This window comes from Buttiauxella sp. S19-1, assembly GCF_022134725.1.
In the GTDB taxonomy this organism is placed as follows: Bacteria; Pseudomonadota; Gammaproteobacteria; order Enterobacterales; family Enterobacteriaceae; genus Buttiauxella; species Buttiauxella ferragutiae.
This window is the reverse complement of record NZ_JAHWLU010000081.1, coordinates 1-22,541: the sequence shown is the minus strand read 5'-3', so window position 1 is coordinate 22,541 and position 22,541 is coordinate 1. Positions and strand designations below refer to the sequence as shown.

The 22,541-nt window shown below is 52.6% G+C and carries 21 protein-coding genes and 1 pseudogene; 19 read left to right on the top strand and 3 right to left on the bottom strand.

Translation table 11 applies throughout. The features are described from left to right. From MES37_RS16785 to sixA, 4 genes and pseudogenes are all read left to right on the top strand, one after another. A pseudogene (locus MES37_RS16785) lies at positions 1 to 102 on the top strand (IS110 family transposase); the annotation flags it as partial. Between the two features lie 261 nt (positions 103 to 363). Beyond that, a complete protein-coding gene (fadI, locus tag MES37_RS16780; protein WP_064544711.1) occupies positions 364 to 1,674 on the top strand; it encodes an acetyl-CoA C-acyltransferase FadI in 1,311 nt (436 codons plus the stop codon). Continuing rightward, a complete protein-coding gene (gene fadJ / locus MES37_RS16775; RefSeq protein ID WP_237932061.1) occupies positions 1,674 to 3,797 on the top strand; it encodes a fatty acid oxidation complex subunit alpha FadJ in 2,124 nt (707 codons plus the stop codon). The genes fadI and fadJ overlap by 1 nt, the downstream gene beginning before the upstream one ends. Positions 3,798 to 4,018: 221 nt before the next feature. Then, a complete protein-coding gene (gene sixA / locus MES37_RS16770) occupies positions 4,019 to 4,507 on the top strand; it encodes a phosphohistidine phosphatase SixA (RefSeq protein ID WP_064544715.1) in 489 nt (162 codons plus the stop codon). A 150-nt stretch (positions 4,508 to 4,657) separates the two neighbouring features. Here sixA and smrB read toward each other — a convergent pair whose 3' ends face one another. Continuing rightward, entirely contained in the window at positions 4,658 to 5,209 is a 552-nt protein-coding gene (gene smrB / locus MES37_RS16765; protein ID WP_121815757.1) for an endonuclease SmrB, read from the bottom strand. Positions 5,210 to 5,379: 170 nt separating this feature from the next. On the opposite strand from smrB, the gene prmB reads away from it, so the two are divergent. From prmB to MES37_RS16735, 6 genes are all read left to right on the top strand, one after another. Next, on the top strand, positions 5,380 to 6,312 hold the full coding sequence (gene prmB / locus MES37_RS16760; RefSeq protein ID WP_064544717.1) for a 50S ribosomal protein L3 N(5)-glutamine methyltransferase: 933 nt from the start codon (positions 5,380 to 5,382) through the stop codon (positions 6,310 to 6,312). 79 nt (positions 6,313 to 6,391) lie between these two features. Continuing rightward, positions 6,392 to 7,477 carry a chorismate synthase gene (gene aroC, locus MES37_RS16755; RefSeq protein WP_064544718.1) on the top strand — a complete coding sequence of 362 codons (1,086 nt, stop codon included), beginning with the start codon at positions 6,392 to 6,394 and terminating at the stop codon, positions 7,475 to 7,477. A gap of 4 nt (positions 7,478 to 7,481) precedes the next feature. Further along, positions 7,482 to 8,306, top strand: a complete 825-nt coding sequence (gene mepA, locus MES37_RS16750) for a penicillin-insensitive murein endopeptidase (protein ID WP_121815167.1) — start codon at positions 7,482 to 7,484, stop codon at positions 8,304 to 8,306. A gap of 11 nt (positions 8,307 to 8,317) precedes the next feature. Continuing rightward, positions 8,318 to 9,115 (top strand): sulfite exporter TauE/SafE family protein, encoded by a 798-nt coding sequence (locus tag MES37_RS16745; protein ID WP_064544722.1) that lies wholly within the window; start codon positions 8,318 to 8,320, stop codon positions 9,113 to 9,115. A 16-nt stretch (positions 9,116 to 9,131) separates the two neighbouring features. Further along, on the top strand, positions 9,132 to 9,686 hold the full coding sequence (locus MES37_RS16740; RefSeq protein ID WP_166642053.1) for an elongation factor P hydroxylase: 555 nt from the start codon (positions 9,132 to 9,134) through the stop codon (positions 9,684 to 9,686). Positions 9,687 to 9,712: 26 nt separating this feature from the next. Beyond that, positions 9,713 to 9,988 (top strand): YfcL family protein, encoded by a 276-nt coding sequence (locus MES37_RS16735; protein ID WP_237932059.1) that lies wholly within the window; start codon positions 9,713 to 9,715, stop codon positions 9,986 to 9,988. Positions 9,989 to 10,095: 107 nt separating this feature from the next. Here the strand turns inward: MES37_RS16735 and mnmC are convergent, their stop codons facing one another. Continuing rightward, positions 10,096 to 12,096: a bifunctional tRNA (5-methylaminomethyl-2-thiouridine)(34)-methyltransferase MnmD/FAD-dependent 5-carboxymethylaminomethyl-2-thiouridine(34) oxidoreductase MnmC gene (gene mnmC, locus MES37_RS16730; protein WP_237932057.1), complete on the bottom strand. Its 2,001-nt coding sequence runs from the start codon at positions 12,094 to 12,096 to the stop codon at positions 10,096 to 10,098. Positions 12,097 to 12,253: 157 nt separating this feature from the next. Between mnmC and fabB the strand changes: the two genes are divergently transcribed. Together fabB and MES37_RS16720 are read left to right on the top strand one after the other, a co-directional pair. After that, complete coding sequence (gene fabB, locus MES37_RS16725; protein WP_064544726.1) at positions 12,254 to 13,471, top strand: beta-ketoacyl-ACP synthase I; 1,218 nt, start codon at positions 12,254 to 12,256, stop codon at positions 13,469 to 13,471. 231 nt (positions 13,472 to 13,702) lie between these two features. Then, positions 13,703 to 14,884: an MFS transporter gene (locus MES37_RS16720; RefSeq protein ID WP_121815170.1), complete on the top strand. Its 1,182-nt coding sequence runs from the start codon at positions 13,703 to 13,705 to the stop codon at positions 14,882 to 14,884. Between the two features lie 30 nt (positions 14,885 to 14,914). Here the strand turns inward: MES37_RS16720 and flk are convergent, their stop codons facing one another. After that, positions 14,915 to 15,919, bottom strand: a complete 1,005-nt coding sequence (flk, locus tag MES37_RS16715; protein ID WP_064544748.1) for a flagella biosynthesis regulator Flk — start codon at positions 15,917 to 15,919, stop codon at positions 14,915 to 14,917. Positions 15,920 to 16,023: 104 nt separating this feature from the next. Here flk and pdxB point away from each other — a divergent pair, with 104 nt between their 5' ends. From pdxB to dedD, 7 genes are all read left to right on the top strand, one after another. Continuing rightward, complete coding sequence (gene pdxB / locus MES37_RS16710; protein WP_064544751.1) at positions 16,024 to 17,154, top strand: 4-phosphoerythronate dehydrogenase PdxB; 1,131 nt, start codon at positions 16,024 to 16,026, stop codon at positions 17,152 to 17,154. 69 nt (positions 17,155 to 17,223) lie between these two features. Further along, positions 17,224 to 18,237: an aspartate-semialdehyde dehydrogenase gene (locus MES37_RS16705; RefSeq protein WP_133521967.1), complete on the top strand. Its 1,014-nt coding sequence runs from the start codon at positions 17,224 to 17,226 to the stop codon at positions 18,235 to 18,237. Beyond that, positions 18,237 to 19,052, top strand: a complete 816-nt coding sequence (gene truA / locus MES37_RS16700; protein WP_064544755.1) for a tRNA pseudouridine(38-40) synthase TruA — start codon at positions 18,237 to 18,239, stop codon at positions 19,050 to 19,052. The genes MES37_RS16705 and truA overlap by 1 nt, the downstream gene beginning before the upstream one ends. 24 nt (positions 19,053 to 19,076) lie before the next feature. Further along, positions 19,077 to 19,736, top strand: coding sequence for a DedA family protein (locus tag MES37_RS16695; protein WP_064544758.1), 660 nt, complete (start codon positions 19,077 to 19,079; stop codon positions 19,734 to 19,736). A gap of 138 nt (positions 19,737 to 19,874) precedes the next feature. Continuing rightward, positions 19,875 to 20,795: an acetyl-CoA carboxylase, carboxyltransferase subunit beta gene (gene accD / locus MES37_RS16690; protein ID WP_064544761.1), complete on the top strand. Its 921-nt coding sequence runs from the start codon at positions 19,875 to 19,877 to the stop codon at positions 20,793 to 20,795. Positions 20,796 to 20,861: 66 nt separating this feature from the next. After that, on the top strand, positions 20,862 to 22,130 hold the full coding sequence (folC, locus tag MES37_RS16685; RefSeq protein WP_133521966.1) for a bifunctional tetrahydrofolate synthase/dihydrofolate synthase: 1,269 nt from the start codon (positions 20,862 to 20,864) through the stop codon (positions 22,128 to 22,130). After that, the coding region (gene dedD, locus MES37_RS16680; RefSeq protein ID WP_237932055.1) for a cell division protein DedD at positions 22,120 to 22,541 on the top strand (422 nt) is incomplete at its 3' end. The genes folC and dedD, both read left to right, overlap by 11 nt.

Below are 22,541 nucleotides of genomic sequence, written 5' to 3'. Positions count from 1 at the left end.
AAAGCGGCCCTGGGTGCAGTGATGCGTAAGCTGGTACATATGTGCTTCGGCGTACTGAAAACCCGATTACCATGGGATGAAAATTATGCAGCTACCGCTTGACGTTCAAGACGGTAGCTACAAGTGCCAATCGTGGGTGGATAAGCGAAAGCGTCATCCACCTTCTTTCACTTTAATATCCTTCTTTAAAGCGTGTCCCCCCTCCCAATTCTTTAGTCCACCGGTTGGCTGATTGTAACTTTTTGGTTAAAACTGTGATCAGGTCAGACCACTGTTGGTCATTTACAATTTTATTCCTGGAAATATGTAGTTACAGCAATATGGCTGTTGTTTCATAGACAAAGGGAAAAACAGGGGAGCGTTATGAGTCAGGCACTTCCGCTGGTCACCCGTCAGGGCGACCGCATTGCCATCGTCAGTGGGTTACGCACACCGTTTGCTCGCCAGGCTACGGCATTTCACGGTATACCTGCCGTCGATCTCGGCAACATGGTGGTCAGCGAATTGTTGGCCCGCAGCGAAATTCCCCCAGAAATCATTGAACAATTGGTTTTCGGCCAGGTTGTCCAGATGCCGGAAGCGCCAAACATTGCCCGTGAGATTGTCCTGGGGACAGGAATGAGCGTGCATACCGATGCCTACAGCGTCAGCCGTGCTTGTGCGACTAGCTTCCAGGCAGTGGCGAACGTCGCCGAAAGCCTGATGGCAGGCACCATTCGCGCGGGGATTGCCGGTGGTGCTGATTCATCATCCGTTTTGCCCATTGGCGTCAGTAAAAAACTGGGGCGCGTACTGGTGGATGCCAATAAAGCGCGCACGCTGGGGCAGAAGCTGAAACTGTTTTCACGTTTGCGCCCGCGCGATTTATTACCTGTTCCACCAGCCGTTGCGGAATACTCAACCGGTTTACGGATGGGCGACACCGCCGAGCAAATGGCGAAAACTCACGGAATTACTCGTGAACAACAAGATGCGCTGGCGCATCGCTCCCACACCAAAGCAGCGATTGCATGGCAAGAAGGCAAACTGAGCGAAGAGGTCATGACTGCCTTTATCCCGCCTTATCGCCAGCCTTTCAGCGAAGATAATAACGTTCGCCAAAATTCGTCGATTGCCGATTATGCGAAACTGCGTCCGGCGTTTGACCGCAAACACGGTACGGTGACTGCGGCAAACAGCACTCCGTTAACCGACGGGGCGGCAGCGGTTATTCTGATGACCGAATCACGCGCCAAAGAATTGGGTTTGAAGCCGCTGGGCTATTTGCGCAGTTACGCTTTCACTGCGGTTGATGTCTGGCAGGACATGCTGCTCGGCCCCGCATGGGCAACACCGCTGGCGCTTGAAAGAGCAGGCATCACATTGAATGATCTGACCTTATTCGATATGCACGAAGCCTTTGCCGCACAGACGCTGGCTAACCTGAAAATGCTCGCCAGCGAGCGTTTTGCTCGCGATGTATTAGGCCGCGCTCATGCGACCGGCGAAGTGGACGACTCTAAATTTAACGTTTTAGGTGGCTCGATTGCTTACGGACACCCGTTTGCTGCAACGGGCGCGCGCATGATCACGCAAACGCTGCATGAACTGCGGCGCCGTGGCGGTGGATTTGGTTTGGTTACCGCCTGCGCGGCAGGTGGCCTGGGTGCTGCAATGGTTCTGGAGGCCGAATAATGGAACAGACTTCTGCTTTCAACTTACATGTCCGCCTCGACAATATCGCCGTTGTGACAATTGATGTGCCGGGCGAAAAGATGAATACCCTGAAAGCCTCTTTCGGGCCTGACGTGCACAACATCATTAAACAGGTTCGCGATAATACGGCCCTGCAAGGCTTGATATTTATCTCAGGAAAGCCTGATAACTTTATTGCCGGTGCCGACATCAACATGATTGCCAGTTGCCAGACTGCACTTGAGGCACAAACACTGGCGCAGCAGGGCCAGCAAATCATGGCGGAAATTGCAGCGCTTCCGATTCCGGTGGTTGCGGCTATTCATGGCGCGTGTCTCGGCGGCGGGCTGGAGTTGGCGCTGGCCTGTCATTCACGCATTTGTACCGATGATGAAAAAACTAAACTTGGTTTGCCGGAAGTGCAGCTTGGCTTATTGCCTGGTTCTGGTGGCACCCAGCGTTTGCCGCGTTTGATTGGCGTCAGCCATGCGCTGGATATGATCCTGACCGGGAAACAATTGCGCCCGCGTCAGGCGCTGAAACTGGGGCTGGTCGATGAAGTGGTGCCGCAGTCGATTTTGCTGAAGGCGGCAGTTGAACTGGTGGCAAAAGGCCGCCAGCCATCGCGCATTTTGCCGGTTCGGGAACGTATTCTTGCAGGCCCGCTTGGCCGTTCACTGTTGTTTAGCATGGTGGAGAAAAAAACCGAGCAAAAAACGCGCGGTAATTATCCTGCCACGTTGCGCATTATCGAAGTGATAAAAGTCGGGCTTGGGCAGGGCAGTTTTAGTGGTTATGAGTCGGAGGCGAAAGCCTTTGGCGAACTGGCGATGACGCCACAATCAGCGGCATTACGCGGGTTGTTTTTTGCCAGCACAGAGCTTAAAAAAGAGCACGGTGCTGATGCACCTCCACGGCCGATAAATGCGGTTGGCGTGTTGGGCGGTGGCTTGATGGGCGGCGGGATTGCCTTTGTCACTGCCACCAAAGGCAAATTACCGGTGCGCATCAAAGACATTAATAACGACGGCATTAACCATGCGCTGAAATACAGTTGGGATTTGCTGGATAAAAAAGTGCGTCGTCGCCATCTGAAAGCGGCGGAGCGCCAGCGTGAAATGGCGCGGATCTCCGGCGGTACTGATTATCATGGTTTCCATAACCGTGACATCGTTGTGGAAGCCGTTTTTGAAGATCTGGCGCTTAAGCAAAAGATGGTTGCGGAAATCGAACAAAACTCCGCACCGCATACTATTTTTGCTTCTAATACTTCCTCGCTGCCGATCGCCGATATTGCGGCAAACGCCGCACACCCTGAACTTGTCATCGGTCTGCATTACTTTAGTCCGGTAGATAAAATGCCATTGGTTGAAGTTATCCCACACGCTGGAACCAGTGCGGAAACCATTTCCACAACCGTTGCATTGGCTAAAAAACAGGGCAAAACACCGATTGTGGTGGGCGATAGCGCAGGCTTCTACGTCAACCGTATTTTGGCGCCTTACGTTAATGAAGCGATGCGTTGCCTGGTGGAAGGGGAGCCTGTCGATAAAATTGATAATGCGCTGGTGGCGTTTGGTTTTCCGGTCGGCCCAATCCAACTTTTGGATGAGGTGGGAATCGATGTAGGGACTAAAATTAGTCCTATACTTCAGCATGCTTATGGCGATCGTTTTGCTGCACCACAAAGTATTGCAGCAATATTGAATGACGATCGCAAAGGTAGAAAAAATGGGCGTGGTTTCTATCTTTATCCAGGGAAAGGGAGTAGAAGCAAAAAGCAGGTTGATGCTGCAATTTATACCCTGCTGGGCGTTTCGCCAAAAGGCGCACTGGCTGAAAAAGAGATCGCACAACGCTGCGTGATGATGATGCTCAATGAGGCGGCTCGCTGTCTCGATGAGGGCGTGGTTCGCAGTGCTCGCGATGGTGACATCGGCGGCGTATTTGGTATTGGTTTCCCACCGTTCCTCGGTGGCCCGTTCCGTTATATGGATACACTGGGAGCGGGTGAAGTCGTCGCGCAGTTGCAACGCCTGGCTAGTCAGTACGGGGAGCGTTTTGCTCCTTGCGACCGACTTTTACAAATGGTGGAAGAACAACGAAATTTCTGGGGAAAGTGAACCTCAGAAATGAAACTGTAGTCAAAGAAACATAAACATATGGCTCGGTGAATGGATGCTGGTCGGTCGTTTAATAAACAGTGATTGACTATACTTGCACCATTGAGGTAAAAAACAGCGTTTCATTCGATGTACGGATAAGGCACAATGCCCGGCTGCTGAATTCTCCTCTCAAGTTTCAGGGGAATTCAAGCATTCCTGGTTAACAAAAGCGGTGCAATATGCAAGTTTTTATCATGCGTCACGGCGACGCAGCACTCGATGCCGCCAGCGACTCGGTACGTCCACTCACCCAGTGTGGTTGTGATGAATCCCGAGTCATGGCGACTTGGTTGAAAGGTCAAGTAGCGGATATCGAACGTGTTCTGGTGAGCCCTTACCTGCGAGCCGAACAAACCCTGGATGTAGTGCGGGAAGCACTGAGTCTTCCAGGTAAAGAAGACATTCTGCCGGAATTGACACCGTGCGGCGATGTGGGCCTGGTGGGTGATTACCTGCAAGCTCTGGCAAATGAAGGGGTTGAATCAGCGTTGGTGATTTCCCATTTGCCGTTGGTCGGCTACCTGGTGTCTGAGCTCTGTCCACAAGAGACACCTCCGATGTTCAGCACTTCGGCTATTGCTAATGTCACACTTGATCCCGAAACCGGGAAAGGGGTGTTCAACTGGCAGATGAGTCCGTGCAATCTCAAGGTTGCTAAAGCTATCTGAAAGCCGTAAGCATGAAAAAAAGAGCCGCGAAATGCGGCTCTTCTTATTTGTGCGATCATACGATAAGTTTGGTGGATGACGCTGCGCTTATCCACCCTACAAAATCAAAATCGTAGGTCGGATAAGCGCAGCGTCATCCGACATAAAATCTTAAGGCAATTCCGGCGGCATCCACTCTTCGATTTCAATCAACACCAGCAATGCGGCATCACCGCCATACTCTTTCGGCGCCTGGTGAAATGCCATAATGTGCGGGTGTTGCGCCAGCCACAGCGGTGTTTGCTGTTTCAATACATGTTTTCCATGCCCGTGCATCACACAGGCACAAAATACGTGTTCACGACGACAAGCGGCGATTAACGCACCTAATTCTTGTTTGGCTTGTAACTGCGTCAGGCCATGTAAGTCGAGGAATAACTCTGGCGAATAATCACCACGACGAATTTTTTTCAGCTCAAAGTGGCTGACATCTTCGCGCACATAGCGCGTAGGGCCTTCTGTCGCCAGGCGTGGCTGGAATTCATCAGAAAAATAATGACTGGCATCGGCTTGTTCCTGTAACAGCCGTTTCACCGGGACTTGCTGTATTTTTTTGCGCATTGGACGATGAACAATCGTGTCCTGAGTCAGTTTTTTGGTACCGCTCATCAAACCACGGAAAAGGTTCTGATCATCAACGCTGAGCGGAGTTTTCTTTTTCATCTGGCTCATCTCGCATTCGTTATTGCCGCTAGTTTACCTGGTTTGCCGTCCATCACTAAATAAAACGCAATTTTCCCGACGGTGAGCGTAATTGATATGCTGATTTGTCGCGGTCTTCATGGCAAACTAATCGATTATTGAATTAGCGCGAACGGCCTGCGGAGGGCAACGTGGATAAAATTTTCGTCGATGAGGCAGTGAATGAGCTGCACACCATTCAGGATATGCTGCGCTGGGCAGTAAGTCGTTTTAGCGCCGCCAACGTCTGGTATGGTCACGGTACCGATAACCCGTGGGACGAAGCCGTTCAGCTAGTGCTGCCAAGCCTCTATCTGCCGCTGGATATTCCAGAAGATATGCGTACAGCACGCCTGACTCCTAGCGAGCGTCATCGTATTGTTGAGCGCGTGATTCGCCGCGTAAACGAGCGCATTCCGGTCGCTTATCTGACTAACAAAGCCTGGTTCTGCGGCCATGAGTTTTATGTTGATGAGCGTGTGCTGGTGCCACGTTCCCCGATTGGCGAGCTTATCACCAACCGTTTCGCCGGTCTTTTCGACCAGGAACCACACCATATTCTGGATATGTGCACCGGCAGTGGCTGTATCGCCATCGCTTGTGCTTATGAATTCCAGAATGCGGAAGTGGATGCGGTCGATATTTCTTTGGATGCGCTGGCAGTTGCCGAGCAAAACATCGCTGAACACGGTCTGGAAAACCAGGTAACGCCGATTCGTTCCGACCTGTTCCGCGACCTGCCGAAAGTTCAGTACGACATTATCGTCACTAACCCGCCGTATGTGGATGCGGAAGATATGTCTGACCTACCAGGCGAATTCCGCTTCGAGCCGGAATTAGGTTTAGCTGCGGGGACGGACGGCCTGAAACTGGCGCGTCGTATTCTGGCGTGTGCCCCGGACTACCTCGCTGATGGCGGCATCCTGATCTGTGAAGTTGGGAACAGCATGGTACATCTGATGGATCAGTATCCGGATGTGCCGTTCACCTGGCTTGAGTTCGACAACGGCGGTGACGGCGTGTTTATGCTGACTAAATCGCAGTTGATTGACGCGCGTGAACATTTCAGCATTTACAAAGATTAATCTGTGCAGGCGGGCCTTTTGGCCCGTCTTCTTTTGCTGACAACACAACGAAAATGACAACGGTAAGGAGCCGTGACAAATGGCAGGAAATTCTATCGGACAAGTATTTCGCGTAACGACATTTGGTGAATCCCACGGTGTGGCGTTGGGTTGTATCGTTGATGGTGTGCCGCCCGGCATTCCGCTTACCGAAGCTGATTTACAACACGACCTCGATCGCCGCCGCCCAGGGACGTCCCGCTATACCACGCAACGTCGTGAACCTGACCAGGTCAAAATTCTTTCTGGTGTATTTGAAGGCATGACCACCGGTACCAGCATCGGTCTGTTGATTGAAAACACCGATCAGCGTTCGCAAGATTACAGCGCAATCAAAGACGTGTTCCGTCCGGGCCACGCTGATTACACCTACGAACAAAAATACGGCCTGCGCGATTACCGCGGCGGTGGTCGTTCTTCCGCCCGCGAAACCGCGATGCGTGTAGCCGCTGGTGCAATTGCTAAAAAATATCTGGCGCACAAATACGGCATTACCATTCGTGGCTGCCTGACGCAAATGGGCGACGTGCCGCTGGAAATCAAAGACTGGGATCAAGTTGAGCAGAACCCGTTCTTCTGCCCGGATCCGGATAAAATTGAAACGCTTGATGAACTGATGCGCGCGCTGAAAAAAGAAGGCGACTCCATTGGTGCGAAAGTCACCGTGGTGGCGGACAACGTGCCACCAGGCCTTGGCGAACCGGTTTTTGATCGTTTAGATGCCGATATTGCCCATGCGCTGATGAGCATCAACGCGGTGAAAGGTGTCGAAATCGGTGATGGCTTTGGCGTAGTCAATCTGCGCGGTAGCCAGAACCGTGACGAAATCACTAAACAAGGTTTCCAGAGCAACCACGCTGGCGGCATTTTGGGTGGTATCAGCAGTGGCCAGCAAATTATCGCCAATATGGCGCTGAAGCCGACCTCAAGCATTATGGTGCCGGGCCGTACGATTAACCGCGAAGGCGAAGAAGTTGAGATGGTCACCCGTGGCCGCCACGATCCTTGCGTCGGTATTCGTGCTGTTCCTATCGCCGAAGCCATGTTAGCGATTGTTTTGATGGATCATATGCTGCGTCAACGTGCTCAAAACGGCGACGTGACGTTCCCTCTTCCGCGTTGGTAATGCGATGAAAAAAATGCTCGTCGGGCTGCTGGCGTTACTTGCCAGCACCGCTACTTTTGCAGCCACTCCGTGGCAGAAAATTAGTCATCCGATTGCGGGTAGTGCGCAATCTATTGGTGCTTTTTCTAACGGCTGTATCGTTGGTGCCCACGAGTTGCCGCTAAACGATCCGCGCTATCAGGTGATGCGTCAGGATCAACGTCGCTATTTCGGTCACCCCGATTTAGTGATGTTTATTCAGCGCCTGAGTAATCAGTCCACACAGCTTGGTCTTGGTACGGTGTTGATTGGTGATATGGGCATGGCGGCAGGTGGGCGTTTTAGCTCAGGCCACGCCAGCCACCAAAGCGGGCTGGATGTAGACATCTTTTTGCAGTTACCTAAAACACGCTGGACGTCTGCACAGTTACTTAAACCGCAGGCGCTGGATTTAGTCGGCAGCGATAATCAGCATGTGGTACCGCGTTTGTGGCAACCTGAAATTAGCAGCCTGATCAAACTTGCGGCGAAAGATAACGACGTCACGCGGATCTTCGTCAATCCGGCGATTAAGCAACAATTGTGTCTGGATGCCGGAGCCGATCGTGACTGGCTACGCAAAGTTCGCCCGTGGTTTGCTCATCGTGCGCATATGCACGTGCGTCTGCGTTGCCCGGCTGATAGCCTTGAATGCGAAGATCAACCCTTACCGCCGCCAGGCGACGGTTGCGGGGCTGAATTGCAAAGCTGGTTTGCACCACCGCCTCCTGGGAGTAGTGCACCGAAAAAGAAAACTCCACCCCCAATTCCGGCCTCATGTCAGGCCTTACTGGATGAGCACGTTCTCTAACGGATAAAATCATGGAATGGTTTATGGTTTCCCCCCTGATGCTGGTGGTGCTGTTTTTTGTCGCCATGGGTGCAGGGTTTATCGATGCTCTGGCGGGTGGGGGCGGTTTGATTACTATACCCGCATTGTTAGCGACAGGAATGTCACCGGCTCAAGCTCTGGCGACCAACAAGTTGCAGGCCTGCGGCGGTTCAGTTTCATCCTCGATCTATTTTATTCGCCGCAAAGTGGTCAGCCTGCAAGATCAGAAACTCAATATTCTGATGACGTTGATCGGCTCAATGACCGGTGCGTTACTGGTTCAGCATGTAAAATCAGACGTGCTGCGCCAAATTCTGCCAATACTGGTCATTAGCATCGGTCTGTACTTCTTATTGATGCCAAAACTGGGTGCCGAAGACCGGCAGCGTCGCTTATACGGCCTGCCATTTGCGCTGGTCGCTGGCGGGTGTGTCGGGTTTTACGACGGTTTCTTTGGCCCTGGTGCGGGTTCTTTTTACGCGCTGGCATTTGTCACGTTATGCGGCTTTAACCTCGCCAAAGCCACCGCTCACGCCAAAGTGTTAAACGCCGCGTCTAACCTCGGTGGCTTACTGCTGTTTATCATTGGCGGGAAAGTGATTTGGGGAACCGGTTTTGTGATGATGGCCGGGCAATTTATAGGGGCGCGAATGGGATCGCGTCTGGTATTGAGTAAAGGCCAAAAACTGATCCGCCCGATGATAGTGATTGTCTCGGCGGTGATGAGTGCCAAACTCTTATTTGATAGCCACGGAACGGAGATCCTCCATTGGTTGGGGATAGCTTGAGATGACAACAGCAATGATGACAATAAAAACAGAACACCATTATCAGGAACTTATCGATATTTTCGATGGCTGCTTTAAAGACGATTTTAATACACGTCTGATTAAAGGCGACGACGAACCGATCTATCTTCCAGCAGATGCGGAAATTCCTTATCACCGTGTAGTGTTTGCCCACGGTTATTACGCCAGCGGGATGCACGAGATTTCCCACTGGCTTATCGCTGGCAAAGCGCGCCGTGAACTGGTGGATTTTGGTTACTGGTATTGCCCTGATGGGCGTGATGCCGAGACACAAAGTAAATTCGAGGATGTGGAAGTTAAACCCCAGGCACAGGAATGGTTACTGTGCGTGGCAGCCAACTTCCCGTTCAATGTCAGTTGCGACAACCTGAGCGGCGATGTCGACCCGGACAGAATCGCCTTCCAGCGTCGGGTGCATGCGCAGGTGATGATTTACCTGCAAGAGGGCATACCGGCTCGCACGGCAAAACTGATTGAAGCACTGCGGGAGTATTACAAAACCCCGCCGCTGGCCGCAGAACAATTCCCGTGGCCGGAAGATTTAAATTAATTACCTGCAAAAAAAGAGGAAGTACGATGATCGCGGAATTTGAGACACGCATACTGGCGCTAATTGATGAAATGGTTGAGACAGCCAGTGATGACGAGCTGTTTGCCAGCGGTTATCTGCGTGGCCACCTGACACTTGCGGTAGCGGAACTGGAACACGGTGAAGACCATAGCCCAGAAGCGCTCCACACTGCGGTATCCGGCAGCCTGGAAAAAGCTATTCAGGCAGGTGAACTTTCACCGCGTGACCAGTCTTTAGTGCTGGGTATGTGGGATAATTTGTACCAGCAGGCGAAGTTTTAAGATATTCCCCCTCACCCTAACCCTCTCCCCAGGGAGAGGGAACTGTTCGGTATGCTTTTCTCCCTCTCCTGGGGGAGAGGGCCGGGGTGAGGGCGTTAAACTCTCCCCTATTTAACTTCTTTGCCCTTCAGCAATTTTCTCACCCAAAATCGATTCGGATTTAACGCTGCCAGTGTTTCACCATCCATCGGAACGGGTTCATCACTCATTTGTGCTGCCAGAATCTCTGCCGCCAGTGGCGCACTGCAAAGCCCTCTCGAACCGAGGGATGCCAGCATAAACAGATTTGGGTACACCGGCGCGGTTTCGGCATTTTCATGGCTTTCAACCAGCGATGCGTAAGCTTCAAGTGTGGTGTTGTAGTCAGGAACAGATCCAATCATCGGCATATGATCGCGTGACGCGCAACGGACTCCACAACGAGCTTCTCCGGCACTGACATCGACTTCTTGAGGCCATTGCACATCCGGCAGGCAGTTAAGCAAACGCTGGTGATTATGCTGCTGATCTTCATCGTTATAGCGCATCTCCTCCACGCCACGATGATAGCTCGCCCCAATGCAATGCTGCTGATTGCTTGGGTTTTGCGGCGTCAGATAACCGTCGTAACACAACACCTGGCGTAACTCTGAAAGTGATGGCGTGGTGGGAATATGGCTCACCTGTCCACCGACGGCGGAAATCGGTAACTTCTCGGTTTGCGGGAATTTATTGATTTTATAGCCGTTGGCTAACACCACTGCGGCATGCTGCTGAACGGTGTTGTCAGCGAAGGTTAATTGCCACGCATCAGATGCCTTGCTTAAGGATTCAACACGATGCTGATAATGCGTTTTTAATCCCATCTTTTCAGCGCACGCCAATGCTCCGGCTGTCAGTTGTGCCGGGCATAGCCAGCCACCGAGCGGGTAAGTGACTCCGCCATGGCCTGTTTCAACGCCACACAGTTCTGCCACCGTTTCGGCACTCACCGCTCTGGCAAGTAATTCTGGAAATTCGAGGCTCAGCAGTTGCTCGATTTTATGCTGGCTCTTTTCGTCCCAGCCCAGTTGCGTGACGCCACACCAGTCATGATCAAACTCTACTGGCAATGAGTCATATAAACGGCGGGCAAAGGTAAATGCAGCGCTGAAAAAGCGGGTGAGTGTGGCGCTGTGGGTATTGAGCAACGGGTAAAGCGCGCCCTGGCGGTTGCCGGAAGCGCCAAGGGCCGGAGCACTATCTTCGCAATACAGCGTGACCTGCCAGCCACGACGCAGCAAAGCGAGTGACAGCAGGGCGCTGGCAATACCGCCGCCAATAATCGCGACTTCGTTGCCTCGGGCTGCGGGGCGAGCATACCAGGGCGCGCGGGGTGGCGATTCGAGGGCGTTTTCCATCACTCCCGTCAGCATTTCCCGCTTGCGGCCAAAGCCTTTGCTTTTGGTCATCGTGAAACCGGCGTCAATCAAACCACGACGCACAAATCCTGCGGAGGTGAATGTCGCCAGCGTGCCACCTGGGCGAGCCAGTTTTGCCATTGCGTTAAATAGTTGCGGCGTCCACATGTCTGGATTTTTTGCCGGGGCAAAACCATCAAGGAACCAGGCGTCGACCTGATTATTTAACGTGTCATCTAACTGCGGTATTAGCTCGTTAATATCCCCAAACCAGAGGTCCAGAGTGACGCGTCCACCAGACAGCAAAAGGCGATGACAGCCCGCGATAGGTAGTGGCCATTGTTGCTGTAATTGCTGAGCAAAAGACGCCAGTTCGGGCCAGTGCGCATGAGCAGCGTGTAAATCTTTCGCTGTCAGAGGGAATTTTTCAAAACTAATAAAGTGCAGGCGCTGTAGGGTAGAATTCGGCTGTTTTTGGCAGAATTGTTCAAAAGCTTCCCATAAAGTCAGGAAGTTAAGTCCAGTGCCAAATCCGCTTTCACCGACGATAAACAGTGAGAGGTCGTGGGTCGCAAAACGTTCTGACAAACGATTTCCCCCAAGAAAGACATAACGAGTTTCCTCCAGTCCATTATCATTAGAGAAGTAAACATCGTCGAACTCTCGGGATACAGGTGTACCCTCTTCGTTAAAGCCCAGATTGGCCGATTGTATTGGGGAGTGTTTCACGTAAGTTACTCGTCTGGCAGGCAGTGAAAGGATAGTAACGATGTGTGCGAAGCGGCGCAAATTTCAGGCCGTTTTGTCTGATCGGACTTGTTCGGCGTACAAGTGTACGCTATTGTGCCTGTCGAAATCCTAAATAGTGCAGTGGAAGAGGTATTGAATGAAACGTGCAGTGATTACTGGTCTGGGCATTGTTTCCAGCATCGGTAACAACCAGCAGGAAGTCCTGGCATCTCTGCGTGAAGGTCGCTCGGGGATCACTTTCTCTCAAGAGTTCAAAGATTCTGGAATGCGCAGCCACGTGTGGGGTAACGTTAAACTGGACACCACCGGCCTGATTGACCGTAAAGTTGTCCGTTTCATGAACGATGCCTCTGTCTATGCTTATCTTTCAATGCAGCAAGCTATTGAAGATGCTGGTTTGAAAGAAGAAGTTTATCAAAGCAACCCGCGTGTTGGCCTGATTGCAGGTTCCGGTGGTTCTTCCAAATCTCAGGTGTTCGGTGCAGACGCAATGCGTAGCCCGCGCGGCCTGAAAGCGGTTGGTCCTTATGTTGTGACCAAAGCGATGGGTTCTGCGGTTTCCGCATGTCTCGCGACTCCGTTCAAAATTCACGGTGTGAACTACTCCATCAGCTCCGCATGTGCGACTTCTGCGCACTGTATCGGTAACGCTGTTGAGCAAATTCAGCTGGGCAAGCAGGACATCGTTTTTGCTGGCGGCGGCGAAGAGCTGTGCTGGGAAATGGCCTGTGAGTTCGATGCAATGGGCGCACTGTCGACCAAATACAACGAAACGCCGGACAAAGCGTCCCGTACCTATGATGCGAGCCGTGACGGTTTCATCATCGCAGGCGGCGGCGGTATGGTTGTAGTTGAAGAACTGGAGCACGCTCTGGCTCGTGGCGCACACATCTACGCTGAAATCGTTGGCTATGGCGCGACTTCTGATGGCGCAGACATGGTTGCTCCATCTGGCGAAGGCGCAGTGCGCTGCATGAAGATGGCAATGCATGGTGTGGATACCCCTATTGACTACCTGAACACCCACGGGACTTCTACGCCGGTTGGCGATGTGAAAGAACTGGGCGCAATCAAAGAAGTCTTCGGTGACAACTCACCAGCTATGTCCGCGACCAAAGCGATGACTGGCCACTCTCTGGGTGCCGCTGGCGTTCAGGAAGCTATCTACTCTCTGCTGATGCTGGAACACGGTTTTATCGCGCCAAGCATTAACATTGAAGAGCTGGATGAGCAGGCTGCTGGTCTGAACATCGTGACTGAAACTACCGAGCGTCAACTGAATACTGTTATGTCTAACAGCTTCGGTTTCGGTGGGACTAACGCCACGCTGGTGATGCGCAAAGTTAACGCGTAATTCATCGCAAACAGCGATTATTTCTAACGGGGTGCCTTTGGCGCCCCGTTTTTTTTGCCATTTACAATTATTGACAGCATCAATCACTGAAGGCACTATCTCGCCATAACATTATCAATTTGATAATGCGTAAGCGTTCAACGTCAACCAACGCACCCTTAATCTGAACGTTCAGAGGGAAAGGGCGTGGTGGTTTCCTCGCCTTACTCTGCAATAAATGGAGTAAGCAGCATGTCTGCATTGATTGATTCTCAGCTAAAAAATACCAAATCAGGAAATAAGTCTTTATTTAATATCACCTTTGCGGTGTTTCTTACCTATATGACAGTTGGCTTACCGCTGCCTGTTATCCCGCTTTTTGTGCACCACCAACTCGGCTATGGCAACACCATGGTGGGGATTGCCGTGGGGATTCAATTCCTGGCAACGGTTTTAACACGTGGTTACGCAGGGCGCCTGGCGGATCAGCAAGGTGCAAAGCGCTCGACCTTACAAGGCATGTGTGCCTGCGCCTTTGCGGGAGTTGCTTATCTGTTGGCAGCATTGTTGCCGGTTGATGCAATGGCTAAATTCGGGTTACTGATTGTCGGTCGTTTGATTCTCGGTTTTGGCGAAAGCCAACTGCTGACTGGCAATCTTACCTGGGGAATGGGTTTAGTGGGCCCGGCGCGTTCCGGCAAAGTAATGTCCTGGAATGGGATGGCGATTTATGGCGCATTAGCTGCTGGCGCACCGCTGGGTTTGTTGTTAAATAGCCATTGGGGATTTGTCGCGTTGGGTGTGTCGACCATTGCACTGCCATTGGTCGCCTGGGCGTTCAATGGGCGCGTTCGTGCAGTACCGGCGCATAATGGTGAGCGTCCTGCGCTGTTTGCCGTGATTGGGCTTATCTGGAAACCCGGAGTCGGTCTGGCATTACAGGGTGTTGGTTTTGCTGTTATCGGTACTTTTGTTTCGCTCTACTTTGCTGCTAAAGGCTGGGCCTGGGCGGGTTTCACGCTCACCGCATTTGGTGGCGCTTTTGTCCTGATGCGTGTGTTTTTTGGCTGGATGCCAGACCGTTTTGGTGGTGTGCGTGTGGCTCTGATTTCGCTGGCGATAGAAACTGTCGGGTTGGTTTTGTTATGGCAAGCGCCGGAAGCGAGCGTTGCGCTAATGGGCGCGGCGCTCACCGGTTGCGGCTGTTCACTGATCTTCCCGGCGCTGGGTGTTGAAGTCGTGAAACGCGTTCCGGCGCAAGTGCGCGGCACAGCACTCGGCGGTTATGCGGCATTTCAGGATATCTCTTACGGTATCGCTGGCCCGCTAACCGGGCTGTTAGCCACATCGATGGGCTATCCATCGGTGTTCCTTGCTGGAGCGATTTCTGCGGCCATGGGGATTGTCGTGACATTAATCGCTTTCCGTAAATAATGTCTGCCACCCGTTATGGGTGGCAAATTGCTACAACACAATCCACAGCAGTGCCATGACCACAACCAGCGCAACCAGCGCCATGCCTGGTCGCGCACTCACGACTTTCATCGGCTCGATAAACGGTGCCCAGATTGGGCTGGCTATAGGCTGAATATGATGTGTCTCAAGCGCCGCTGGCTGGCGTTGCGCCCGCTTTAAAAACACCTGATTCAAAATATCCTGCACTTGTGCTGCGGACAGTAACGTCTGTGGCGTCGCCTGGAAGCGTTGCTGGGAGTAATCGGTCATCTCTTGCCATTCAGCCGGTTCCAGTGGCTGCTTCAGTGCGGCCTGAATGGTATGCAGGGTAGGCGCATTTTGCTGACTCAATGTCTGGCGCGCTTGCAGCCAGGTGGTCAGCAAAGTGAAGTGTTTGGCTGGAATCAGTTCGCCTGTTTTCACGCCAGAAAGCTCAAGCATCGATTGCCAGATTAATTTTCCGGATTCGCCCGTCGCGGCGGTCAGTTTGGCGACCTGTTTATTTAACGAGTTATGCTCTGCCGGAAGCAGCGGGCGGTCGGTGGCCTGGCGCTGTTGCGGTTGTGGGATCGCCAGTTGGTTATTTTGCAATAACGTCAGCACGCTTTTGAGCTGCTCTGGGGTGAGCTGACTTAGCGCAGTCTGGCCAAATTGCTGGCGAATGTAGTCGCTCACAGCCTGGCGATTATTGCCCTGCGCCAGCAATTCGCTGAGCTGCTGAACCACCTGGCGTGTGGCGTGGCTGGTTTGAGCCACGCTAACTCGCTGATTAAGATTTTGTTCGGCTGCCGGGAAGTGGCGCGACAACAGTGGTGTTTCACTTTTTAGCCCGAGATCATGCTTGAGTCCCGCCCACACTTCAGCACTTTGTTGCTGGTTTAGCGCAACAATTCGCGTGATCAATCGTTCCAGAACGGTACGTTGTTTGGAGGAAAGCGGAAATTCGCCTGCCGCAGAAGGTGTGGAGGGAGGTTCCCCCGAAGGACGCGTAGCCGCCCCTTGAATGGGTTGCATAGTCTAAAAATCCTTTGTCGTTCCCCGGCTCAAGTATGCCAGGCCGCAAGATTATGGCACACTATCGGGCTTATTCTCGACGTTTAACAAACAGGTAGCGTAAAGTGAAAATCCTCGTTGACGAAAATATGCCCTATGCACGCGAATTGTTCAGTCGCCTTGGTGATGTGACTGCTGTTCCCGGGCGCCCGATCCCAGTCTGTGAACTGGCGGATGCCGAGGCATTAATGGTGCGCTCGGTCACCAAAGTAAATGCCGATTTGCTTGATGGCAAAGGGATTAAATTTGTCGGTACGGCAACGGCGGGTACTGACCACGTTGACGAGAACTACCTTGAGCGCGCGGGTATCGCGTTTTCTGCAGCCCCTGGTTGCAACGCTATCGCCGTTGTCGAATACGTCTTTTCTTCACTGTTAATGTTAGCTGAACGTGATGGTTTCGAGTTGGCCGACCGCACGGTGGGGATTGTTGGCGTCGGTAACGTCGGTTCACGCTTGCGGGCACGCCTTGAAGCCTTCGGCGTTCGTACACTACTTTGCGATCCACCTCGCGCGGATCGTGGCGACACAGGCGATTTCCAGCCGCTGGAAACGCTGGTGCGCGAAGCGGATGTGCTGACATTCCACACGCCATTGTTCAAAGATGGCCCATACAAATCGCTGCATCTTGCCGATGAAAAACTGATCTCAAGCCTTAAACCAGGCAGCATTCTGATTAACGCCTGTCGTGGCCCGGTGGTCGATAACGCCGCGCTGCTGAAGTGTCTGGAAAATGGCCAGGATCTTAGCGTGGTGCTGGATGTCTGGGAACCAGAGCCAGACCTCAATGTGGCGTTGCTCGATAAAGTCGATATTGGCACCTCACACATTGCCGGCTACACGCTGGAAGGCAAAGCACGCGGCACCACGCAGGTGTTTGAAGCATTCAGTGAGTTTATTGGGCAGAAACAACAAGTGGCGTTAGACACTTTATTGCCCGCCCCTGAATTCGGTCGCATTACCCTGCATGGTCCGCTCGATCAGCCGACACTCAAAAGACTGGTTCATCTGGTGTATGATGTGCGCCGCGATGATGCCCCGTTGCGTAAAGTGGCGGGAATACCTGGTGAGTTTGACAAGTTACGCAAAAACTACCTGGAACGCCGTGAATGGTCATCGCTGTATATTCAGTGTGATGATGAATCTGCGGCACAAACACTGCAAAATCTCGGTTTTAGCGCAGTTTATACCCGCTAGCCCTAATCTTTGTCCCATCGGGCGAATGTCCGGTGGGACGCTGTTTTATCAAGTCTGGAGTAAACCAACATGTCTGAAGGCTGGAATATTGCCGTTTTAGGTGCCACGGGTGCCGTCGGCGCAGCTGTGATTGAACTGCTTGCCGAACGCCAGTTCCCGGTTGGTGAATTGTATGCCCTGGCGCGTAATGATAGCGCGGGTGAAAACATTCGTTATGAAGGCAAAACGGTGATGGTTCAGGATGCTGAATCATTTGACTGGACTCAGGTTCAGCTCGCGTTCTTCGTGGCAGGCGTTGAAGCCACGGCGCGTTACGCAGAAGAAGCCACTAACGCCGGTTGCCTGGTGATTGACTCCAGCGGCCTGTTCGCCATGGAACACGATGTGCCGTTAGTGGTGCCTGACGTGAATCCTTTTGTGTTGGGTGAATACCGCAATCGCAACCTGGTGGCTGTTGCCGATAGCCTGACCAGCCAATTGCTGACCGCGCTGAAACCGCTGATTGAACAAGGCGGTTTGTCGCGCATTCAGGTGACCAATTTACTGGCGGCTTCTGGGCGTGGCAAAAGTGCAGTCGATGCGCTGGCCGGGCAAAGTGCGCGTTTGCTGAATGGTTTGCCAATCGAAGATACCGATTTGTTTGGTCGCCAGTTGGCCTTCAACATGCTGCCATTAGTGCCAGATGCGGAAGGCAGCGTGCCTGCTGAACGCCGCCTGGTGAATGAAGTGCGTAAAGTGTTGCAGGACGAAGGCGTGATGATTTCTGCGAGCATGGTTCAGGCTCCGGTATTTTACGGTCACGCACAAATGGTCAACTTCGAAGCGATGCGCCCGCTGGCCGCTGAAGAAGCGCGTGATGCGTTTGGCCAGTTTGAAGATATCGAGCTTTCTGAAGAAGGGCAGTTCCCGACTCAGGTTTCCGATGCTTCCGGCAGCTCACATCTTTCTATTGGTTGTATTCATAATGATTACGGTATGCCTGAGCAGATTCAATTCTGGTCTGTTGCCGATAACGTGCGTTTCGGTGGCGCGTTGATGGCGGTGAAAACAGCTGAAAAATTAGTGCAGGAGTATATGTACTAATGTCCGACGTGTTACCTGAAATACCGCGGCGTAAAATTGCGCTCGGCATTGAGTATGACGGCAGTAAATATTATGGCTGGCAGCGCCAGAACGAAGTGCGCAGCGTGCAGGAGAAGCTCGAAAAAGCGCTCTCTAAAGTGGCGAATGAGCCGATTCACGTGTTCTGCGCAGGACGAACGGATGCTGGTGTGCATGCCACCGGTCAGGTCGTGCATTTCGAAACCCGTATGGATCGTAAAGATGCCGCATGGACTCTGGGTGCAAATGCGAATTTACCTGGAGACATTGCGGTGCGTTGGGTTAAAGCTGTGCCGGACGATTTCCATGCCCGATTCAGCGCCACGGCGCGTCGCTACCGTTATGTCATCTATAACGAACGGCTGCGTCCGGCTGTGATGGGGCAGGGTGTGACGCACTTTTATCACCCGCTTGACGCCGATAAGATGCACCGTGCAGCGCAGTGTCTGTTGGGCGAGAACGATTTTACCTCGTTCCGTGCGGTGCAGTGCCAGTCGCGCACACCGTGGCGTAACCTGATGCACATCACCGTGACCCGTTATGGCTCATACGTGGTGGTGGACATCAAAGCGAACGCATTTGTGCATCATATGGTGCGTAACATTGTTGGCAGCTTGATGGAAATTGGTTGTGGGAATCAGGACGAAAACTGGATGGCGCAATTGCTGGCGGCGAAAGACCGCAAGCTGGCAGCAGCCACCGGTAAAGCAGAAGGTCTGTACTTAGTCTGCGTTGATTATCCTGAACATTTTGCGTTACCTAAACCCCCGATGGGTCCACTTTTTTTAGCTGACTGACCCTTGTCGAAAAGGTAGATAACTATGGAATTTATCCGCTTTATTATTGATTTTATTTTGCACATTGATGTGCATTTGGCGGAGTTGGTTGCGCAGTATGGTGTTTGGGTTTACGCCATTCTGTTTTTGATTTTGTTCTGTGAAACCGGCCTGGTGGTGACACCATTCTTGCCTGGCGACTCTTTATTGTTTGTTGCCGGTACGCTGGCTGCCTTGCCAACCAACGATCTGAACGTCCATACCATGGTGATTTTAATGGTCATCGCCGCCATTATTGGCGATGCCGTGAACTACACTATCGGGCGGTTGTTTGGAGAAAAGCTGTTCAGTAATCCGGATTCAAAAATCTTCCGCCGCAGTTATCTTGATAAAACCCACGCTTTTTACGAGCGTCACGGCGGAAAAACGATTATCCTCGCGCGCTTCGTACCGATTGTGCGAACTTTCGCACCGTTCGTCGCCGGGATGGGGCATATGTCCTATCGTCATTTTGCGATGTATAACGTGGCCGGTGCGTTGCTGTGGGTACTGTTATTTACCTACGCAGGTTACTGGTTTGGAAACTTCCCGATTGTGCAGGAAAACTTGAAATTACTGATAGTGGCGATTATCGTCCTGTCAATTCTGCCGGGTGTCATCGAAGTTCTCCGTCAAAGGTATGCGGCTAAACGCCTACAAAAGTAACCCCATCGCGCGGTTCGACCACTTTTTTATCCAAAGTCGCGGGCCGTTATGTTTTAATGAGCACCATTTATGGTCTGGGGCAGCTATTGCTGCCACAGAAAAACTGGCATCGACCAGGTTCAAGCAGAAAGGTCATCAATGAGCTGGATTGAACGAATTCTCAATAAGAGCAACGTCACCCCTACCCGCAAGGCGAGTATCCCTGAAGGGGTGTGGACTAAATGCGACAGCTGTGGCCAGGTTTTGTACCGTGCCGAACTGGAACGCAATCTTGAAGTCTGCCCAAAATGCGATCACCACATGCGCATGTCTGCGCGCGATCGCCTGCACAGCCTGTTAGATGAAGGCTCGCTGTTTGAGTTGGGTAGTGAACTTGAGCCAAAAGATATCCTCAAGTTTAAAGACTCCAAAAAGTATAAAGATCGTCTGGCATCAGCCCAGAAAGAAACTGGCGAGAAAGATGCGCTGGTGGTGATGAAAGGCACGCTCTATAACATGCCGGTTGTTGCTGTGGCGTTTGAGTTTGCCTTTATGGGCGGTTCTATGGGTTCTGTTGTGGGCGCGCGTTTTGTGCGTGCCGTTGAACAGGCTCTGGAAGATAATTGCCCGATGATTTGCTTCTCCGCATCCGGTGGCGCACGTATGCAGGAAGCGCTGATGTCGCTGATGCAAATGGCGAAAACCAGTGCCGCACTGGCAAAAATGCAAGAACGCGGTTTGCCGTATATTTCGGTTCTGACTGACCCAACGATGGGTGGTGTTTCTGCAAGCTTTGCGATGCTTGGCGATCTCAATATTGCTGAGCCAAAAGCATTGATCGGCTTTGCAGGCCCACGCGTTATCGAACAGACCGTTCGTGAAAAACTGCCGCCGGGCTTCCAGCGCAGTGAGTTCCTGATTGAGAAAGGGGCGATCGACATGATCGTTCGCCGTCCGGAAATGCGTCTGAAACTGGCAAGCGTTCTGGCAAAACTGACAAATCAGCCTGCACCAAATCCTGATGCGCCGCGTGAACCGCTAGTGGTTCCGGCAGCACCGGAAGAAGGTCACGAGGCCTGATTGTTAATAAGGGCAGGCCGCACAGGTTCTGCCCTTTTTCTTGAACCGTAGCGTAGAGCGGGCATCATGGAAAAAACTCAAACACCTCAAGCCACGTCGCCCCTTGCCACGTGGCTTTGTTATCTGGAAAACCTCCATTCTAAAACCATCGAGCTTGGCCTTGAGCGCGTCAAAAAAGTGGCGGCTACGCTTGATGTCCTGAAACCTGCGCCAACGGTGTTTACGGTTGCCGGGACAAATGGCAAAGGCACAACTTGCCGTACCCTGGAAAAGGTGTTGATGGCGGCGGGTTACAGCGTTGGTGTGTACAGTTCACCGCATCTGGTGCGTTACACCGAGCGCGTACGCGTACAAAGCGAAGAGCTGGACGAGGCTTACCACACGGCGGCCTTTGCGCAGATTGAAGCGGCGCGTGGCGAGACATCACTGACCTATTTCGAATACAGCACCTTGTCGGCCCTGTTGCTGTTTAAGCAACTGGCGGTTGATGTTGTGATTCTTGAAGTGGGTCTGGGCGGGCGCCTGGATGCGACCAATATCGTCGATGCCGATGTCGCTGTCGTCACCAGTATCGCGCTTGATCACACTGACTGGCTGGGGCCAGATCGCGAAAGCATCGGGCGTGAAAAAGCCGGGGTCTTCCGTGGTGGAAAACCTGCTGTCGTCGGTGAGCCGGATATGCCGCAGACCATCGCTGATGTGGCGGCTGAAAAAGGCGCTCATTTGCTGCGCCGTGGCGTGGACTGGTCTTACAGCGTTGAAGAGAATAGCTGGAGCTTCAAAGACGGGCAGGGCGAGCTGAGTGGGCTGCCGTTGCCACTGGTGCCGCAGCCAAATGCGGCAACGGCGTTGGCAGCATTGCGCGCAAGCGAGCTGAATGTTAGCGATGACGCTATCATTCAAGGGATTAAAGAGGCGACTCTACCTGGGCGATTCCAGGTCATTTCGCAAGCGCCATTGGTTATTCTGGATGTGGCGCACAATCCCCATGCGGCGGCTTATCTTGCCGGGCGGCTGGCAGAGTTGCCGAAACGTGGCCGCGTGCTGGCGGTCATCGGAATGCTGCATGATAAAGACATCGCCGGGACGCTGGCATGTTTGTCCCCGCAAGTCGATAGCTGGTATTGTGCTCCATTAGAAGGGCCACGCGGTGCGAGTGCTGAACAACTGATTGAACATCTCGGTCAGGGTGAAGTCTACGACACAGTGGCTGAGGCCTGGTATGCTGCCATGAACGCAGCAACGGAAAATGATACCGTGCTGGTGTGTGGTTCATTTCATACAGTAGCCCACGTAATGGAAGCGCTGGACGCGGAGAAAGCAGGTGGCGAGTAAGTTTCAAAATCGATTAGTCGGAACCATCATTCTGGTCGCACTGGGGGTCATTATCCTGCCAGGGTTGCTTGATGGTCAGAAAAAGCATTATCAGGATGAGTTTGCAGCTATTCCTCTGGTTCCAAAACCAGGTGATACAGATGAGCCAGATATGCTACCCGCGGCGACTCAGGCACTCCCTTCACAACCACCGGAAGGTGCAGCTGAAGAAGTGCGTGCCGGTACGGCGGCAGCGCCAGGGCTGGATATCGCTTCGCTGCCTGGTGATAGCGGGGCGGGCATTGATGAAGTCCCTGTTTCCCGTGAACAGCCGAAACCGAAGCCCGTCGCTGAGAAACCAAAACCGAAGCCGGTAGAGAAACCGCAGAGCAAGGTCGAGGCTTCTCAAACGGAAGAGCGCCTGGCGATGAT

Coding starts and splice junctions, on each gene's coding strand:
- fabB (WP_064544726.1), top strand. CDS start 12,254: ATGAAACGTGCAGTGATTACTGGTCTGGGCATTGTTTCCAGCATCGGT.
- smrB (WP_121815757.1), bottom strand. CDS start 5,209: ATGAAAAAGAAAACTCCGCTCAGCGTTGATGATCAGAACCTTTTCCGT.
- MES37_RS16735 (WP_237932059.1), top strand. CDS start 9,713: ATGATCGCGGAATTTGAGACACGCATACTGGCGCTAATTGATGAAATG.
- sixA (WP_064544715.1), top strand. CDS start 4,019: ATGCAAGTTTTTATCATGCGTCACGGCGACGCAGCACTCGATGCCGCC.
- aroC (WP_064544718.1), top strand. CDS start 6,392: ATGGCAGGAAATTCTATCGGACAAGTATTTCGCGTAACGACATTTGGT.
- truA (WP_064544755.1), top strand. CDS start 18,237: ATGTCCGACGTGTTACCTGAAATACCGCGGCGTAAAATTGCGCTCGGC.
- mepA (WP_121815167.1), top strand. CDS start 7,482: ATGAAAAAAATGCTCGTCGGGCTGCTGGCGTTACTTGCCAGCACCGCT.
- folC (WP_133521966.1), top strand. CDS start 20,862: ATGGAAAAAACTCAAACACCTCAAGCCACGTCGCCCCTTGCCACGTGG.
- fadJ (WP_237932061.1), top strand. CDS start 1,674: ATGGAACAGACTTCTGCTTTCAACTTACATGTCCGCCTCGACAATATC.
- MES37_RS16720 (WP_121815170.1), top strand. CDS start 13,703: ATGTCTGCATTGATTGATTCTCAGCTAAAAAATACCAAATCAGGAAAT.
- MES37_RS16705 (WP_133521967.1), top strand. CDS start 17,224: ATGTCTGAAGGCTGGAATATTGCCGTTTTAGGTGCCACGGGTGCCGTC.
- MES37_RS16695 (WP_064544758.1), top strand. CDS start 19,077: ATGGAATTTATCCGCTTTATTATTGATTTTATTTTGCACATTGATGTG.
- fadI (WP_064544711.1), top strand. CDS start 364: ATGAGTCAGGCACTTCCGCTGGTCACCCGTCAGGGCGACCGCATTGCC.
- MES37_RS16740 (WP_166642053.1), top strand. CDS start 9,132: ATGACAATAAAAACAGAACACCATTATCAGGAACTTATCGATATTTTC.
- accD (WP_064544761.1), top strand. CDS start 19,875: ATGAGCTGGATTGAACGAATTCTCAATAAGAGCAACGTCACCCCTACC.
- MES37_RS16745 (WP_064544722.1), top strand. CDS start 8,318: ATGGAATGGTTTATGGTTTCCCCCCTGATGCTGGTGGTGCTGTTTTTT.
- flk (WP_064544748.1), bottom strand. CDS start 15,919: ATGCAACCCATTCAAGGGGCGGCTACGCGTCCTTCGGGGGAACCTCCC.